The sequence below is a fragment of the Nocardia otitidiscaviarum NBRC 14405 genome (assembly GCF_000308635.1).
Taxonomy (GTDB): Bacteria; Actinomycetota; Actinomycetes; order Mycobacteriales; family Mycobacteriaceae; genus Nocardia; species Nocardia otitidiscaviarum.
Window position 1 is genome coordinate 1 of sequence record NZ_BAGD01000040.1, and the last position, 15,996, is coordinate 15,996.

At 69.6% G+C, this 15,996-nt stretch carries 14 protein-coding genes and 1 tRNA gene; 11 read left to right on the forward strand and 4 right to left on the reverse strand.

Annotated elements, in window-relative coordinates; all coding sequences use genetic code 11:
• The coding region (locus tag ON31_RS07030) for a cobalamin-dependent protein (RefSeq protein ID WP_039810622.1) at window positions 1–738 on the reverse strand (738 nt) is incomplete at its 3' end.
• Window positions 739–922: 184 nt separating this feature from the next.
• On the opposite strand from ON31_RS07030, the gene ON31_RS07035 reads away from it, so the two are divergent.
• Genes ON31_RS07035 through ON31_RS07055 form a run of 5 tightly spaced genes read left to right on the forward strand, consistent with a single transcriptional unit; the run spans window position 923 to window position 6,339 of the window.
• Entirely contained in the window at window positions 923–2,422 is a 1,500-nt protein-coding gene (locus tag ON31_RS07035) for a CoA-acylating methylmalonate-semialdehyde dehydrogenase (protein WP_039810624.1), read from the forward strand.
• 3 nt (window positions 2,423–2,425) lie between these two features.
• The gene (locus ON31_RS07040) at window positions 2,426–3,565 is read left to right on the forward strand and encodes an acyl-CoA dehydrogenase family protein (RefSeq protein WP_039810627.1); all 1,140 of its coding nucleotides are present in this window, start codon (window positions 2,426–2,428) and stop codon (window positions 3,563–3,565) included.
• A gap of 11 nt (window positions 3,566–3,576) precedes the next feature.
• Entirely contained in the window at window positions 3,577–4,671 is a 1,095-nt protein-coding gene (locus ON31_RS07045) for an enoyl-CoA hydratase/isomerase family protein (RefSeq protein ID WP_039810683.1), read from the forward strand.
• Window positions 4,668–5,570, forward strand: a complete 903-nt coding sequence (mmsB, locus tag ON31_RS07050) for a 3-hydroxyisobutyrate dehydrogenase (RefSeq protein WP_039810629.1) — start codon at window positions 4,668–4,670, stop codon at window positions 5,568–5,570. The genes ON31_RS07045 and mmsB overlap by 4 nt, the downstream gene beginning before the upstream one ends.
• Window positions 5,563–6,339: an enoyl-CoA hydratase gene (locus ON31_RS07055; protein WP_039810630.1), complete on the forward strand. Its 777-nt coding sequence runs from the start codon at window positions 5,563–5,565 to the stop codon at window positions 6,337–6,339. The genes mmsB and ON31_RS07055 overlap by 8 nt, the downstream gene beginning before the upstream one ends.
• A gap of 160 nt (window positions 6,340–6,499) precedes the next feature.
• On the opposite strand, the gene ON31_RS07060 is transcribed toward ON31_RS07055, so the two are convergent.
• Window positions 6,500–7,549, reverse strand: a complete 1,050-nt coding sequence (locus ON31_RS07060; RefSeq protein WP_039810632.1) for an acetate and sugar kinases/Hsc70/actin family protein — start codon at window positions 7,547–7,549, stop codon at window positions 6,500–6,502.
• Between the two features lie 75 nt (window positions 7,550–7,624).
• Window positions 7,625–8,167 carry a MarR family winged helix-turn-helix transcriptional regulator gene (locus ON31_RS07065; protein ID WP_029925780.1) on the reverse strand — a complete coding sequence of 181 codons (543 nt, stop codon included), beginning with the start codon at window positions 8,165–8,167 and terminating at the stop codon, window positions 7,625–7,627.
• Window positions 8,168–8,306: 139 nt separating this feature from the next.
• Here ON31_RS07065 and ON31_RS07070 point away from each other — a divergent pair.
• The 6 genes from ON31_RS07070 to ON31_RS07095 all read left to right on the forward strand — a co-directional run bounded on the left by ON31_RS07070 (window position 8,307) and on the right by ON31_RS07095 (window position 14,495).
• A tRNA-Cys gene (locus ON31_RS07070) sits at window positions 8,307–8,377 on the forward strand.
• 143 nt (window positions 8,378–8,520) lie between these two features.
• Window positions 8,521–9,540: an iron ABC transporter substrate-binding protein gene (locus tag ON31_RS07075; RefSeq protein ID WP_039810635.1), complete on the forward strand. Its 1,020-nt coding sequence runs from the start codon at window positions 8,521–8,523 to the stop codon at window positions 9,538–9,540.
• A 2-nt stretch (window positions 9,541–9,542) separates the two neighbouring features.
• Window positions 9,543–11,102 carry an ABC transporter permease gene (locus ON31_RS07080; protein WP_039810637.1) on the forward strand — a complete coding sequence of 520 codons (1,560 nt, stop codon included), beginning with the start codon at window positions 9,543–9,545 and terminating at the stop codon, window positions 11,100–11,102.
• Window positions 11,099–12,190, forward strand: a complete 1,092-nt coding sequence (locus ON31_RS07085) for an ABC transporter ATP-binding protein (RefSeq protein ID WP_051036951.1) — start codon at window positions 11,099–11,101, stop codon at window positions 12,188–12,190. The genes ON31_RS07080 and ON31_RS07085 overlap by 4 nt, the downstream gene beginning before the upstream one ends.
• Before the next feature lie 109 nt (window positions 12,191–12,299).
• Complete coding sequence (locus tag ON31_RS07090) at window positions 12,300–12,653, forward strand: prealbumin-like fold domain-containing protein (protein ID WP_039810639.1); 354 nt, start codon at window positions 12,300–12,302, stop codon at window positions 12,651–12,653.
• Window positions 12,654–13,181: 528 nt separating this feature from the next.
• Window positions 13,182–14,495, forward strand: coding sequence for a hypothetical protein (locus ON31_RS07095; protein ID WP_039810640.1), 1,314 nt, complete (start codon window positions 13,182–13,184; stop codon window positions 14,493–14,495).
• A 20-nt stretch (window positions 14,496–14,515) separates the two neighbouring features.
• On the opposite strand, the gene ON31_RS07100 is transcribed toward ON31_RS07095, so the two are convergent.
• Window positions 14,516–15,724, reverse strand: a complete 1,209-nt coding sequence (locus ON31_RS07100) for an alpha/beta hydrolase family protein (RefSeq protein WP_039810642.1) — start codon at window positions 15,722–15,724, stop codon at window positions 14,516–14,518.
• Between the last annotated feature and the right edge of the window lie 272 nt (window positions 15,725–15,996).

Below are 15,996 nucleotides of genomic sequence, written 5' to 3' on the forward strand. Positions count from 1 at the left end.
GATGCGGTCGCCGAGCAGCGCGCCGCCGCCGCGCCGCCGGGTCGGGTCCACCGCCAGCACCGCCACTCGCAGCTTGTCCTGCTGGTCGCTGCGCAGACGGCGAATCAATTCGTCGGTGAGCGAGGACTTTCCGGAGCCGCCGGTGCCGGTGATGCCGAGTACCGGCACCCGCCGATCGGCCGCCGCGGCGCGCAGGGCGGCCCGGTCGGCCTCCGGCAGGGCGTCCTGCTGCAAGCAGGTGAGCGCCCGCGCCAGTGCGGCCCGCTCCCCGGCGAGCACCTGCTCCACCGGAACCGGCGCCTGCGCCAGGTCCACATCGCAGGTCTCGATGAGCTTGTTGATCATTCCCGGCAGCCCGAGCCGCTGCCCGTCCTCGGGCGAGAAGATGGTCACCCCGGAGGCCGCCAATCGCGCGATCTCCTCGGGGATGATCACCCCGCCGCCCCCACCGAAGACGCGCACGTGGTCGGCTCCGGCCTCGCGCAGCGCGGCGGCCAGGTATTCGAAGTACTCGACGTGCCCGCCCTGGTACGAACTGATGGCCACGCCCTGCGCGTCCTCGGTGAGCACTGCGTCCACGACCTCGCTGACCGCGCGGTTGTGTCCGAGGTGAACCACCTCCGCGCCCTGCGATTGCAGGATTCTGCGCATGATGTTGATGGCCGCGTCGTGGCCGTCGAACAGTGCCGCCGCGGTCACGAACCGCACCGGGTGGACCGGGACGTGCAGGTCGACCATCGCATCCTCCGCGGGAAGATTCCATTGGTGTCCAGATAGTAGGACGTCAAACCAACTCTAGAGTGATCTGCCGCACATTGCCAGAGCCGTGCGAATGATCTTGTGAGTTATCCCACAGTCAATACTTGGATGTCCAACTATAGGATCGCCACGTACACCTACGGCGACGACGAACAGGACTGGCATGGTTCGCGAACTCACCCACTTCATCGGCGGGCGGCACGTCCCCGGCACCTCCGGCAAATTCGGGGACGTGTACGACCCGAGTACCGGTCAAGTGCAGGCCAAGGTGCCCCTCGCCACCACGGCCGAGGTGGAAGCCGTCATCGCGAACGCCGCCGAGGCGCAGCGGGAGTGGGCCGCGTTCAACCCGCAGAAGCGGGCCCGCGTGCTCATGCGGTTCCTGACGCTGGTGCAGGACGAGATGGACTCCCTCGCCGCGCTGCTGTCCTCCGAACACGGCAAGACCATCGCCGACGCCAAGGGCGACATCCAGCGCGGCCTCGAGGTGATCGAATTCGCCACCGGCATCCCGCATCTGCTCAAGGGCGAATACACCGAGAGCGCGGGCACCGGCATCGACGTGTACTCCATGCGCCAGCCGCTCGGCGTGGTCGCGGGCATCACCCCGTTCAACTTCCCGGCCATGATCCCGCTGTGGAAGGCCGGACCGGCACTGGCGTGCGGCAACGCCTTCGTGCTCAAGCCCTCCGAGCGGGACCCCTCGGTGCCGCTGCGGCTGGCCGAACTCTTCGTCGAAGCCGGGCTCCCGGCCGGGGTGTTCAACGTGGTCAACGGCGACAAGGAGGCGGTGGACGCGCTGCTGCACGACGAGCGGATCTCCGCCGTCGGGTTCGTGGGCTCCACCCCGATCGCGCAGTACATCTACGAGACCGCCACCGCCAACGGCAAGCGCGCCCAGTGCTTCGGCGGGGCCAAGAACCACGCCATCGTCATGCCGGACGCCGACCTCGACGATGTGGCCGATCAGCTCATCGGCGCGGGCTACGGCTCCGCGGGTGAGCGCTGCATGGCCATCTCGGTCGCCGTGCCGGTCGGTGAGGAGACCGCGGATCGCCTGCGCGAGAAGCTGATCGAGCGCGTCAACAAGCTCAATGTGGGCCGCTCCGACGATCCGGGCGCGGACTTCGGCCCGCTGGTCGGCCGCGACGGCGTGGACCGGGTGAACAGTTACGTGCAGATCGGCGTGGACGAGGGCGCGGAACTCGTCATCGACGGTCGCGGCCTGGTGGTCGAGGGCGCGGAGGACGGCTTCTTCGCCGGTGCCTCGCTGTTCGACCGGGTCACCCCGGAGATGCGGATCTACCGGGAGGAGATCTTCGGACCCGTGCTGTCGATTGTGCGCGCCAAGGATTACGAAGCGGCGCTGCGCCTGCCCAACGAGCACGAATACGGCAATGGCGTGGCCATCTTCACCCGCGACGGCGACACCGCCCGCGACTTCGCCGCGCGCGTGCAGGTCGGCATGGTCGGCATCAACGTGCCGATCCCGGTGCCGATCGCCTACCACACCTTCGGCGGCTGGAAGCGTTCCGGTTTCGGCGATCTCAACCAGCACGGCCCGGATTCGATCCGCTTCTATACCAAGACCAAGACGGTGACGCAGCGTTGGCCCGCCGGGCTCAAGGAGTCCAACGCCTTCGTCATCCCGACCATGGACTGACCCATGTTCCTACTCGACGACGACGAGCAGGCGATCACCGCGACCGCCCGATCCTTTGCCGACGAGCTCCTGGCCCCCAACGCGCTGGAATGGGATGAGCGCAAACACTTCCCGGTGGACGTGCTGCGCAAGGCCGGGTCGCTCGGCCTGGGCGGCATCTACGTCCGCGAGGATGTGGGCGGTTCGCAGCTGCGGCGGCTGGACGCCGTGCGCATCTTCGAACAGCTCGCCACCGGCTGCCCGGCCGTGGCCGCCTATATCTCCATTCACAATATGGCGGCCTGGATGATCGACAGCTTCGGCACCGAGCAGCAGCGGCACCGCTGGCTGCCGGGGCTGACGTCGATGGACGCACTGGCCAGCTACGCCCTCACCGAACCCGGCGTCGGCTCCGACGCGGCGGCCCTGAGCACCAAGGCCGTGCGCGACGGCGACGACTATCTGCTCACCGGCGTCAAGCAGTTCATCTCCGGGGCGGGCAGCACCGATGTGTACGTACTCATGGCCCGCACCGGAACCGAAGGGGCACGCGGGATCTCGGCCTTCATCGTGCCCGCCGACACCCCCGGGCTGTCCTTCGGCGCGAACGAGAAGAAGATGGGCTGGAACGCCCAGCCCACCCGGCAGGTCATTCTGGACAATGCCCGGGTGCCCGCCGCGAACCTGCTCGGCGGCGAGGGCAGCGGCTTCCGGATCGCCATGAACGGGCTCAACGGCGGGCGGCTGAACATCGCGGCCTGCTCACTCGGCGGCGCGCAGGCGGCGATGGACAAGACCGTGGCCTATCTGGCGCAGCGCAAGGCATTCGGGGCGCGGCTGTTGGACAATGCCGCACTGCAATTCGAACTCGCCGATATGCGGACCGCACTGGAGGCGTCGCGCACGCTGCTGTGGCGGGCCGCGGCGGCGCTGGACGCCGACGCACCCGACAAGGTGGAGCTGTGCGCCATGGCGAAGCGATTCACCACCGACGCCGGATTCGAGGTGGCCAACAAGGCGCTGCAATTGCACGGCGGCTACGGCTATCTGGCCGAGTACGGGGTCGAGAAGATCGTCCGCGATCTGCGGGTGCACCAGATTCTCGAAGGTACGAACGAAATCATGCGGGTGGTCGTCGCCCGCTCGGTAGTGGGGGCGGCGTGAAAGGAAACAGCGTGCGAGGAACCGATACGGCCGAACCGGAAGTCCTGATCGAGCGGCGCGACGGGCTCGGCCTGATCACGCTCAACCGGCCCAAGGCCATCAACGCGCTGAATCATCCGATGGCGCTGGCCATTCTGGACGCGCTGCGCGAGTGGGCCGCCGACGACGAGGTGCGCACCGTCGTGCTCACCGGCGCGGGCGAGCGCGGACTGTGTGCGGGCGGCGATATCGTCGCCATCCACAATGACGCCAAGAACGCGGTGGCGCAGGGCGATACGGCCGCCGCCGACTCGCCGAGCGGCCGGTTCTGGCGTGACGAGTACATGCTCAACGCGCTCATCGGCCGCTACCCGAAGCCGTACGTCGCCGTCATGGACGGCATCGTCATGGGCGGCGGTGTCGGCCTGTCCGGGCACGCCAGCCACCGCATCGTGACCGAACGATCCAAGATCGGCATGCCGGAGACCGGCATCGGCTTCATCCCCGACGTGGGCGGCACCTACCTGCTGTCGCACGCGCCCGGCGAGATCGGCACCCACGTCGCCCTCACCACCGCGCGGATGAGTGCCGGTGATGCCATCGCGGCGGGCTTCGCCGACTACTTCGTGCCCGCGGAGCAGCTTCCGGCACTGCTGGAAGCGCTGCGCGACAACGACGCCGATACCGCCATCGCCAAATTCGCGCAGACCGCACCGGAATCCGAACTGATGGCGCAGCGCGACTGGATCGACGCCTGCTACAGCGCCGACTCGGTGGAGGAGATCGTGGCGCGGCTGCGCACCCACGACGCCCCCGAGGCCGCCAAGGCAGCCGCGGACGTGCTGACCAAATCACCGGTGGCGCTGAAGGTCACGCTGCGCTCGCTGCGCAACGCGCGCGCCGCGACGCACCTCGAGGAGGTGCTGAACGAGGAGTACCGGGTGTCGGTGGCCTCGCTGAGCACCCACGACCTGGTGGAGGGCATCCGCGCGCAGGTCGTGGACAAGGACCGCAACCCGCGGTGGAACCCGGCCACCCTCGCCGATGTCAGCGCGGCCGAGGTGGACACGTATTTCGCCGAATTGGGCGACAAGGAACTGGGATTGACCGCACCGGAGGGAAAATGAGCAAGCGAGTCGCATTCCTGGGGCTGGGCCACATGGGTGGCCCGATGGCCGCGAATCTGGTGCGGGCCGGATACGAGGTGCTGGCCTACGATCCGGTGCCCGCCGCACAGGAGCAGGCGCGCACCGACGGCGCGCGGGTGGTCGACACCGCGAAACAGGCCGCCGCCGAGGCCGATTGCGTCATCACCATGCTGCCCAACGGCCGCGTCGTGCTGGATGTGTACGACGAGGTCCTGCCCGCCGCCAAGCCGGGCACGCTGTTCATCGACTGCTCGACCATCGATGTCGCCGACGCCAAGACCGCCTCGGAGCGAGCGGTCGCGGCGGGGCATCGGGCGCTGGACGCCCCGGTCTCCGGCGGCGTCGCCGGTGCGGCGGCGGGCACGCTCACCTTCATGGTGGGCGGCGAGGCGGCGGATTTCGCCGACGGGCTGCCGCTGCTGGAGGTCATGGGCGGCAAGGTGGTGCACTGCGGCGGCGCGGGCGTCGGCCAGGCCGCCAAGATCTGCAACAACATGCTGCTGGGCATCTCCATGATCGGGCTGTCCGAGGCCATCGTGCTCGGTGAGAAGCTGGGCCTCACGCACGAGAAGTTCTTCGACGTGGTGTCCACGGCGTCGGGGCAGTCGTGGGCGCTCACCTCGTACTGTCCGGTGCCCGGCCCGGTGCCGACCAGCCCGGCCAACAACGACTACCGGCCCGGATTCGCCACGGCGCTGATGAACAAGGATCTGGGTCTGGCGGCCAACGCGCTCGCGGCCAATGGCGTCGACGGACAGATCGGCCTGCTCGCCGCCGCGATCTACGACCGCTTCAACCAGGACGAAGCGGGCAAGGACTTCTCGGCTATCGTCACCGATATCCGCAAGCGATCCGGAGGAGAGAACACGCGTGCCTGAATTCGAGACCATTCTGCTGGAGCGCAAGGGGCGCGTCGCGCTGATCACGCTCAACCGGCCGAAGGCCCTCAATGCGCTGAACTCGCAGGTCCTCGCCGACATCTCCGCCGCCCTCGACGAGCTCGAGCACGATGACGAGATCGGTGCGGTCGTGCTCACCGGGTCGGAGCGGGCCTTCGCGGCGGGCGCGGATATCAAGGAGATGCAGAGCAAGTCCTATATGGACATGTTCCTCGCCGACCACTTCGCGGGCTGGGATCGGCTCACCGCCTTCCGCAAGCCGATCATCGCGGCGGTCGCCGGCTACGCCCTCGGCGGCGGCTGTGAGCTGGCCATGATGTGCGACCTGCTGATCGCCGCCGACACCGCCAAGTTCGGGCAGCCGGAGATCAAGCTCGGCGTCATCCCCGGCATGGGCGGCTCGCAGCGCCTCACCCGCGCCGTGGGCAAGGCCAAGGCCATGGACCTCATCCTGACCGGCCGGAACATGGATGCCGAGGAGGCCGAGCGGGCGGGTCTGGTCTCGCGTATCGTCCCCGCCGCCGACCTGGTCTCCACCGCTCTCGAGGTGGCCGCGACCATCGCCTCGATGTCGCTGCCGTCGGTCATGATCGCCAAGGAGGCCGTGGACCGCTCCTTCGAGACCACCCTCGGCGAGGGGCTGCGCTTCGAGCGTCGGGTCTTCCACTCGCTGTTCGCCACCGAGGATCAGAAGGAGGGGATGGCGGCCTTCGTCGAGAAGCGCGCCGCGAACTTCTCGCACAAGTAGCGGAGCGCCCCGGCTCTCCTCGACAACATGTGTCCCGCCGTGAATCACGGCGGGACACAGGCGTATTCGGCGGGCGGAAAACTCGCGGCGCGGTCACCGGATCGGATGCGGGGCCGGTCGTCGTATCCGGCGCGGCCCCGACGGCTCCGGGGTGGTGCGCTCAGCCGCCGGGTTTCGGCGGTCCGATCATCTCGACCGGACTGGCCGGGGTGCCGCCTTCCTGATGGCTGCGATCCATCATGAGCACGCCCGCGATGGTGCCGCCCAGGGTGGCGGTGACCGCGACGGCGGCGAGCAGTTTGCGCCGGGAGACCGGCTCCTCGGTACCGCGCATGGCGGCGGCCATCGGGGCGAACCGGACACTGCGCACCCGGCGGGCGGAGGGGCGTTCGGCGGCGAGCAGGACCGCGCCGCGAGCGGAGACGAACTCCGGCTCCGGGTCGTAGATGAGCGGTATGTCCAGCTGCTGCTGGAGTTCGTCGCGAATGCTCAGCGTCCGGGTGCAGCCGCCGAGCAGGGCGATGGCGGTGGGGTGCACCCCGGTCTCGGCGATCATCTGCCGGACGAACGACGCCGAATGGTGGATCCCGGCCTCCGCCAGGTCGGCGAAATCACTGCGGGTGATCACCGCCCGATGCCCGGAGATGGGGTCGCACACCGTCACCACCCGCTCGGTGTCCAGTGCCTCCTTGTAGCGGCGGCTGGAGGGCAGATCCACCCCCACCCCGTTGCGGGCCAGCAGCCAGCGCAGCAGCGCGTCGTGCCCGTCACCGCCCAGTACCGTGCTGCGCTTGCTCGCCAGGATGGCATCGGCGCGGCAGTCGATCTGGGTCACCGTCAGCCCGGACGCGCCCAGGTCGTAGAGCAGCACCGAGCCCTCGGCGGGTAGTCGGCCGGTGAACCGCAGATACCGCAGTTGGGCGACCGGTTCGTCGATCACGGTGAGGCGATTGCGCCCGGCCGTGGCGCGCACCGCCTCCGCCGCCGTGGCGCTGCGGCAGGTGGCGGCGATGCCGGTGATGAACTCGTCGCGGCGCGCGGCCGACTGGCGCATCAGGCGGATCGCCTCGAAAACCGCCTCCTCCAGCGCACCGCCCACCCGGCGCGGCACGTGCACGCGGTCGATCGGGGGCAGGTGGGGCTGGTCGGAATGGGTCAGCATCGCCCGCGCGCCCGAAGCGCCCGCCGATACCCCGAGGACCAGCACCATGGCTCAATGGTGAACCTTTTGCGGCCCGATTCCAAGACAATGGCGCAGGAAAGTGGCTATCCGGATGCTGGAGGGTTACCGGCTGGCCCATCGTGTCGGCGTGTCGCCCGCATCGAAGTCTCCGGCGGCGCGTCGGAATTCTGCCAGCAACTCCAGCAGTTGCCGCAAACGTTCCGGTGACAGGCCCGGTCGGGAGAACACCTCCCGGTTCAGCGCGGCGGTCGCCTCGGCCACCAGTTGCCTTCCGGCATCGGTGATCTCGATCAGGGTCGCCCGCCGATCGCTGGGATGCGGCACCCGTTTCACCAGGTGGGCCGCTTCCAGCCGGTCGACGGTATTGGTCACCGACGTCGGATGCACCTGGAGCCGGGCGCTGGCCACCGCCATGGGCAGCGCGCCCGTCTTGCTGAAACTCAGCAGCATCAGCAGTTCGTAGCGGGAGAAGGTCAGCCCCGAGGGTTTCAGTGCCTCGTCCACCCGGGCCATGACGATCTGCTGTGCCCGCACCAGTGACGTCACCGCCGCCATACCGTCCGCGACGTCACCCCATCCGTGCTCGGTCCACTGGCGATGCGCCTCCTCGATGGGATCGAGCGGCAGGGGACGTGGCCGAGACATGCACCGATCATCGCACGAGCGACCGTTTTCGATGGACCGGCCGACGGCACCGGGTGTCGGAGGGCGATGGGTCGCATTGCGATCAGCGCGATTCCAACCCTCGCGGAGCTCGGGCCGACGGGGGAGTATCGACGGCGATGCGGGTGTGACCGAGTGGTTAGGTACCGGCCTGCAAAGCCGTTCACGCGGGTTCGAATCCCGCCGCTCGCTCGATTCCGGCCCCCTGCGGTGTACCGCGGGGGGCCGCGACGCTGTCCGGACTCGCCGTTCAGTCGGGGGTGCCGGTTCCCCCGCCCCCATGAGACGCTAGGTTGGTTAGCCAAACCTCAGGTCAGAGGCGGGAAAGGACAGTCATGACGGCAGGCCGATGGAAACTGCTATCCGGTGCTCTCGCGGCCCTCACGCTGCTCGCGGCCACGGGTTGCTCGAACTCGTCCGAGGACGACAACGAGATTCTGGTGTACAACGCCCAGCACGAGTCGCTCACCAAGGAGTGGGCCGAGGCGTTCACCGCGGAGACCGGCATCAAGGTGACCCTGCGTCAGGGCGGTGACACCGACCTGGGCAATCAGCTCGTCGCCGAGGGCGCGGCCTCACCCGCGGATGTCTTCCTCACCGAGAATTCCCCGGCCATGGCCCTGGTCGAGAACGCTGGGCTGTTCGCCGACCTGGATGCCGAGACCCTCGACGCCGTCCCCGCGTCCTACCGACCCTCCACCGGCAAGTGGACCGGCGTCGCCGCGCGCGCCACCGTCTTCGTCTACGACACCGGCAAGTTTGCCGCCGACCAGCTGCCCGCCTCCCTGCTGGATCTCCAGCAGCCGCAGTGGAAGGGCCGCTGGAGCGCGGGCGTATCCGGCGCGGACTTCCAGGCCATCGTGGCCGCCCTGCTGGAACTGAAGGGCGAGGACGCCACCCGCGCCTGGCTGCGGGGCATGAAGGAGAACGCGATTCCGTCGCAGAACAATGTGGTCACCATGAAGGGCGTCAATGCCGGGCAGTTCGACGGCGGCGTCATCTACCACTACTACTGGTATCGCGACCAGGCCAAGACCAAGGAGAACAGCGGCAATACCGCGCTGCACTACTTCAAGAACCAGGATCCGGGCGCATTCGTCTCCATTTCCGGCGGTGGCGTGCTGAAGTCGAGCGACAAGCAGGAGCAGGCGCAGCGCTTCATCCGATTCATCGTCTCCCGCGCCGGCCAGGAGGTGCTGCGCGACGGCACCTCCATGGAGTATCCGGTCGCCAGCGATGTGGCCGCCAATCCCGCACTGCCGCCGCTGGATTCGCTCCAGGCCCCGGCGATCGATCCGAGCCGACTGAATGCGAAGAAGGTCACCGAGTTGATGACCGAGGCCGGTCTGCTCTAACCATGACCGTCCGGACCGCTGTAGTCGACCGGCCGGGGCGCGGCTCCCGCCCCGGCCCATTCGTCACGGGCGTCGCGCTGCTGCTGGTGGCGGCGACGTTCGTGCCGCTCGGCTACATCGTCTACACCCTCCTCGAGACCGGACCGCACGAGACGGCCCAGCTCATCTTCCGCGCCCGGGTCGGCGAACTGCTGCGCAACACGGTGAGCCTGGTGGTGCTCACCGTGCCGATCTGCGTGGTGCTGGGCGTCGGCCTGGCCTGGCTCCTGGAGCGCACCGACGTCCCCGGATCCGCTTGGTGGGGGCCGGTATTCGCCGCGCCGCTGGCGGTGCCCGCCTTCGTGAACAGCTACGGCTGGGTGAGCGTGTTCCCCGCGCTGCACGGGCTCGGGGCGGGCGTGCTCATCGCCACCCTGTCGTACTTTCCGCTGGTGTACCTCCCGGCCGCCGCCACACTGCGGCGACTCGATCCGGCCGTGGAGGAGTCGGCGCGGGCGCTCGGCTCCGGGCCGGTGGCGGTCTTCGTCCGCATCGTGCTGCCGCAGTTGCGCCTGGCCATTCTGGGCGGCGGTCTACTCATCGCCCTGCACCTGCTCGCCGAATACGGCGCGTTCGCCATGGTGCGGTTCGCCACCTTCACCACGGCCATCTTCGAGCAGTACCAGTCCAGTTTCGCCGGGCCCGCGGCGAGCGGCCTGGCCAGCGTGCTGGTGCTGTGCTGCCTGGTGCTGCTGGCGGGTGAGGCGACGGCGCGGGGGCAGGCCCGCTACGCCCGCATCGGCAGCGGCGCACCGCGAGCCGTGCGGCGGGTCCGGTTGGGCGGCACCGCGATTCCGGTGCTCGCGGTGCTGGCCGCGACAGCGGTCGCCGCGCTCGGGGTGCCGCTGTGGACCATACTGCGCTGGCTCGGCAAGGGCGGTGCGGCCGTGTGGGATTGGGCCGATATCGGCGAATCTCTGGGGCAGACGCTCGGTTTGGCGGTCGCCGCCGCCGTGATCACCACGCTGTGCGCCTTCCCGGTGGCCTGGATCGCGGTGCGCTCGGACACCGTGTTCGCGCGGCTGATCGAGGGGGCCAATTACATCACCAGTTCGCTGCCGGGCATCGTCATCGCGCTGGCCATGGTGACCGTGACCATTCGCTGGCTGCCGGGCGTCTACCAGACCACCGCCATGGTGCTGGCCGCCTACACCCTCATGTTCCTGCCGCGCGCCCTGGTGAGCGTGCGCGCCGGACTCGCCCAGGTGCCGGTGGGTCTGGAGGAGGTGTCGCGGGCGCTCGGCAAGTCCGCCCCCGCCACCTTCTTCCGCGTCACCCTGCGGCTCACCGCCCCCGCGGCCGCGACCTCGGCGGCGCTGGTGTTCGTGGCCGTCGCCACCGAGCTGACCGCCACCCTGCTGCTGGCCCCCATCGGCACCCGGACATTGGCCATGCGGTTCTGGTCGCTGTCGAGCGAACTCGACTACGCCGCCGCCGCACCCTACGCGCTGATCATGATCCTGGTGTCGGTGCCGGTCACCTATCTGCTGTTCACTCAATCAAGGAAGGCGGCCGGAGTATGAGTCGTCTTGTCGTATCCGGGGTGTCGAAGACCTTCGGCCACACCGGGGTGCTCGACGCCATCACCCTCGACGTCGCGAACGGCAGCGCCACCGCGGTGGTCGGTGCTTCCGGCTGCGGGAAGACGACCCTGCTGCGGGTGATCGCCGGATTCGAGTCGCCCGATGCGGGCAGCGTTGCGGTCGGATCCGAAACCGTTGTGCGTGAAGGCTTCTCGATTCCGCCCAATCGTCGCAATATCGGCTATGTGGCCCAGGACGGCGCGCTGTTCCCGCATCTGACGGTCGGCCAGAACATTGCCTACGGTCTCAACGGCGGGCTGTCCGGTCGCCGTCGCCGCCATCGCGACCGGGTCGTCGAACTCCTCGACATGGTGTCACTGGGCTCCGCCTACGCCGACCGCCGCCCACACGAGCTCTCCGGCGGTCAGCAACAGCGGGTGGCGTTGGCGCGGGCACTGGCCCGCAAACCCGATGTGATGCTGCTCGACGAGCCGTTCAGCGCCCTTGACACCGGATTGCGCGCCACCACCCGGCAGGCGGTCGCCGACACCCTGCGGGCCGCGGGCATGACCAGCGTTCTGGTCACCCACGACCAAGAGGAGGCGCTGTCGTTCGCCGACCAGGTGGCGGTCATGTGCGCCGGGCGGTTCACCCAGGTGGGCTCGCCGGAACAGGTGTACGCCGCCCCCGCCGACCTGTTCACCGCCCGCTTCCTCGGCGACTGCGTCCTGCTCGACGGCACCGTCGAATCCGGTGTCGCCGAGTGCGCGCTCGGCCGCGTACCCGTGCGGTCGGACGCGCCCACCGGGGCGGTCACCGTGATGACGCGGCCGGAACAGCTGGTGGCGCAGGTGGTGTCGGACGGCGAACCGGGCACCGGAACGGTGCGCGCGGTGGAATTCCGCGGCGCGGACGTCATGCTCACCATTGCCCTGGACGGTGCGGCCGCGCCCATCCAGGTGCGCCGGATCAGTGTCGGCGCTCCGGTGGTGGGGGAGCGGGTGCGGCTCGAAGTGCTCGGCACGGCAGTCGCTTTCGCCGCCGAGTCGGACACCGCCGTGGCGTCGGTGCCGGCTACCGCCGCGTAACCGCGGTGGCCGCACCGAAATTTGTGACCGGTGCCGTCGCGCCCCCTATATTGACGCGAGAACAGCGGGACCCGCCGATGCGGTCTCGCGCTCGCACGAGGGAGATCCATTGCGCACCACGCTGATCGTCACCGCCGCGGCCGCACTGGCCATGGTTCCGGTATCGGCCGCCGCCGAAGGCCCCGGCGACAACACACTCCGGGTAAGCGCCGTGCACGCCGCCGATCGGTTCCCGATCGAGGGCGTCACCGCGGACGTGAGCGACTGCATGGGCGGTCCGGTGCTCGCGACCGTGACCACCGGGGCGAACGGCGCCGGGAGCTTCGGTGTCGCCTCCGGCTGCTACCGGGTGCAGCTCACTTCGACGCCCGCCGGCTGCACGCTCGATGGTGAGCCCGCCGTGCAACTCGCCGTGATCCCGGGCATGGTGCAGACCGCGGACTACCGCTTCCGCTGCGCCTGATTCCCCCGACGGCCTGACCTTACGGCCGTTCGAATTTCGGTTGGGTGGTTCGGCCGGAATGTTCCGGCCGGATTCGGTCCGGTGCTCGGCTGTGCCCGTCTGCCCCCGGGCACAGTCCGCGCGGGGATCTCTCCCACGTCGCGGCCTCTTCGATCGGACCGGTTGCGCTACTGGATGACCGCGCAGCCGCCGCCGGAGGACAGCGTGCACAGCATGGTCGAGATGGCGCGCAGCAGCGCCTCGAGCGGATTGCTGGGTACGGAAACCGGCGAAACCATCATGGTGTCGGACCTTTCTGTCGTGATGTACAGGTCACGGTTCGTGACCATGGGCTAGACCGCTCGGCACCACCGTCTTGTTACCAACGTGTGGTCGACGCGTGCGTGAATCGTGGCTGACCTCACCGGTAAACTCGGCGATGGGCAACATCACGGCAACAGGCCCGGTACGCGGTTCCTGACAGCCCCGGCGACATCCGCTCTCCGTCGCGCGAGAGGCGTTCGCACCATCGATCGGGTAGGTGACGAGATGGGCGTGAAGTTCGCGTTGGCACATCCGGTAGGAGCGGTCCCGCTGCCGGACCTGCGCCGGTACGAGTGGACGATCGAGGTGTCGGCCGCCTTCCTCGGCGCGACGGTCGCCGGGCTGCTGCTGATGGCTCCGCTCGATTTCGCGTGGACCAGCTCCGGTCCGTCGCTCCAGGTCGATCTGCTGGTCATGAACGTGCCCCGTGCGGCGGCCGCCGGAGCGGTGCTCGCGGTGGTGACCGCCGCCCTGGCCGTCTCGCTGGGCGTGCGCGCCGCATGGGTCGCGGCGCTCGGCAGCGCGACGATACTGCTGGTCGACCACCTCCGCGACCCCGCCGCGGCCGCCGCGCTGACCACCGTGAACTACGTCGACTCGCTGTTCGGCGGCATCCTGCTGGGTGCGCTCGCGGTGGCGGCGCTGCGGCGTCCCGCCACCGGGTACGCCTTCCTCACCGGCATCCTGTCGGCGGTCCTCATCGGTGATCTCACCGCGCTGCCCGCAGGTACGGCGTCGTCGTTGGCCGAGTGGGCAGCCACCGATACGCCGCCGGTCTGGCTCATCGCCCTCGCAGTCCTCGCGCTGGCGGCGGGAACGCTGTTGAACCGGCTCGAATCACCATTGGGCAAGCCCGATTACGGTGATCTGCCACTCGGCCCGATCGTCGCGGCGCTGCTGCTCCTCACCTCGCACGTGGTGGCCGCCGAATGGATTGCACGCCAGGCGGATTCGTTCGCCGACAACGTGCTGGCGGTCGCTGTCGCCATGATCGTCACCGGGGCCGCGGTGCTGCTGCTGCCCGCTCGCGACGGCGTGCTGGTGTTGCTGGCGGTGGCCGCCGCCAATGTCGGGAGCGCGATTACCGCTGTGCCGCGCCCGGATTGGAGTATGCCCATCCCGCTGCTCGGCGTGGCCGCCGGACTGTGGGCGGGCCGCCGCTGGCCGCGGCCGTGGGCCGGACTGCTGGCCGCCGCGGCGCTCGCCGTCTTCGCCGCCCTGACCGCGGGGCGGACCGCCACCCCGGCGGCGGTGATCCCGATCCTCGGCATCACCGTCCTCGCCCTGATCGTCGGCTACTGCTTCGGCGCGGTCACGCCGAGCGCCGCGCCGAGCGCGGTGCTGGCGGTGGCGGTGCTGGTGGTGCCGTGCCTGGTACTTGCCTTGCGCGGCAACAGTTTCGGCCGGGTGGCGTATTCGCCGCGCTGGTTCCGCGACCCGGCCGATATCGCGTCGCCCGCCGCGGGCTGGACCGCGCTGGCCATTGTCGGCTGCTGCGCCGTCGGAATGTCGGCGGTGTACGCGCTGCGGTCGCGGTGATACGCAACCGCGCCCGTCGCTCAGCGGCCGAAGCGTCCGTCGACCCAGGCCAATGCGGTGGGGTAGGACGCGTCCAGCACCCCGCGATGGTCGACACCCGGGTAGGTGCGGTACTCGACCGGCAGCCCGGTCAGACGCTGCTGGGCCACCATGGCGTCGGTGGCCAGCGCCGGTACCGTCGTGTCCGCGCGGCCCTGGAGCACCAGCAGCGGCCGGGTGAAAGTCAGTGAGCTGGGGTCGTTCTCGTCGAGCACGCGGGCCAGGGCGGACACGTCGCCGTCGCGGTCGAACACCGCGCCGGCGGGCAGCCCACCCCACTGGTCCGCGCCGCGCAACTGCCCGATGCAGCCGGTATCGGCCAGCGGCAGCATGGCATCGGCGCGCGGGGTGAGGAACCGGGCCGGGTCGATCGGCGCCGCCGTCTGCGCACCGCGAATCACCAAGGGCAGGAAGGCCGTCGTCCCGGCCGCGGCCTGTCCCAGCGCCGCCGCCGCACCGACCGTGGTGGCCAGCTGCGATGCCTGCACGCCGATGCCCTGATGCGAGGCGGGGGCCAGCGCCACCGCCCCCAGCAACTCCAGTTCGGGAGCCCAGGCGGCGGCTTGCGCGTTCGCGAACACCGCGGCCTGACCGCCCTGTGAATGGCCGACCGCTACCCACCGGGTGCCGATGGCGGGCTCGATCTGCCTGGCGGCCAACGCCATATCGGTGACCGCCCGCTGCTCGGCCGCACCGATCAGATATCCGTGCGGCCCGGGTGTGCCCAGCCCCTGATAGTCGGTCTGCGCCACCGCGTACCCGGCCGCCACCCAGCGCGCCTGCACCTGCCGCACCAGCGAGGTGTAGTCGTGCGCCGGATAGGCGGGCGAGGTGTCGCGCGACGGCGCACAACCATCGGCCACCCCGGTGGTGCCGTGCGCCCAGGAGATGAGCGGCCAACCACCCGGCGGCGCTTCCCCGGGCGGCACCGCGACGGTCCCCGACACGGCGACCGGATTGCCGCCCAGATCAATGGACCGATACAGCACCAGATAGTTCCGCGCCCCCGGCACCCCCGGATCACCGTCGATCGACCGCATCTGAATCACCGACCCGTGCGGCCCCGCCACCCGATCCTCCGCCGGCGTGTAGAACGCGAGCAGATCCGGACTCTCGCCCACCGCATTGCCGCCCGCGAGGGGCGCATACAGCGTGGACGCCGCCGCGACCGCCGCCACCAACACCGCCATCCACCCACCGCGCCTCCTGCGCGGGCTCGTCGTAGCGAATGCGGTAGCGGACATGCCCGCGAACATACCGTCCAGAACGTCCGTTCCCGCGATGACAAGCCGTACCCATCAGCGACCCTGTCGAGTGTTTCCACCCACAGGTACCGCCACACGGCGGAGCCCACCATGATCCGGTGGCGGATCGACTGCACTCAGTTCCAGTCGAAGCGGAGGCGCGACATCACCGCGGTCACTCGGTGACTGTGTGCCAATACCAACGACCGACCGAACCC

Excerpts from the sequence above, each read along its gene's own strand:
- ON31_RS07035 (WP_039810624.1), top strand. The coding sequence starts at position 923 with ATGGTTCGCGAACTCACCCACTTCATCGGCGGGCGGCACGTCCCCGGC.
- ON31_RS07040 (WP_039810627.1), top strand. The coding sequence starts at position 2,426 with ATGTTCCTACTCGACGACGACGAGCAGGCGATCACCGCGACCGCCCGA.
- mmsB (WP_039810629.1), top strand. The coding sequence starts at position 4,668 with ATGAGCAAGCGAGTCGCATTCCTGGGGCTGGGCCACATGGGTGGCCCG.
- ON31_RS07060 (WP_039810632.1), bottom strand. The coding sequence starts at position 7,549 with ATGGTGCTGGTCCTCGGGGTATCGGCGGGCGCTTCGGGCGCGCGGGCG.
- ON31_RS07065 (WP_029925780.1), bottom strand. The coding sequence starts at position 8,167 with ATGTCTCGGCCACGTCCCCTGCCGCTCGATCCCATCGAGGAGGCGCAT.
- ON31_RS07075 (WP_039810635.1), top strand. The coding sequence starts at position 8,521 with ATGACGGCAGGCCGATGGAAACTGCTATCCGGTGCTCTCGCGGCCCTC.
- ON31_RS07080 (WP_039810637.1), top strand. The coding sequence starts at position 9,543 with ATGACCGTCCGGACCGCTGTAGTCGACCGGCCGGGGCGCGGCTCCCGC.
- ON31_RS07085 (WP_051036951.1), top strand. The coding sequence starts at position 11,099 with ATGAGTCGTCTTGTCGTATCCGGGGTGTCGAAGACCTTCGGCCACACC.
- ON31_RS07095 (WP_039810640.1), top strand. The coding sequence starts at position 13,182 with ATGGGCGTGAAGTTCGCGTTGGCACATCCGGTAGGAGCGGTCCCGCTG.
- ON31_RS07100 (WP_039810642.1), bottom strand. The coding sequence starts at position 15,724 with ATGGCGGTGTTGGTGGCGGCGGTCGCGGCGGCGTCCACGCTGTATGCG.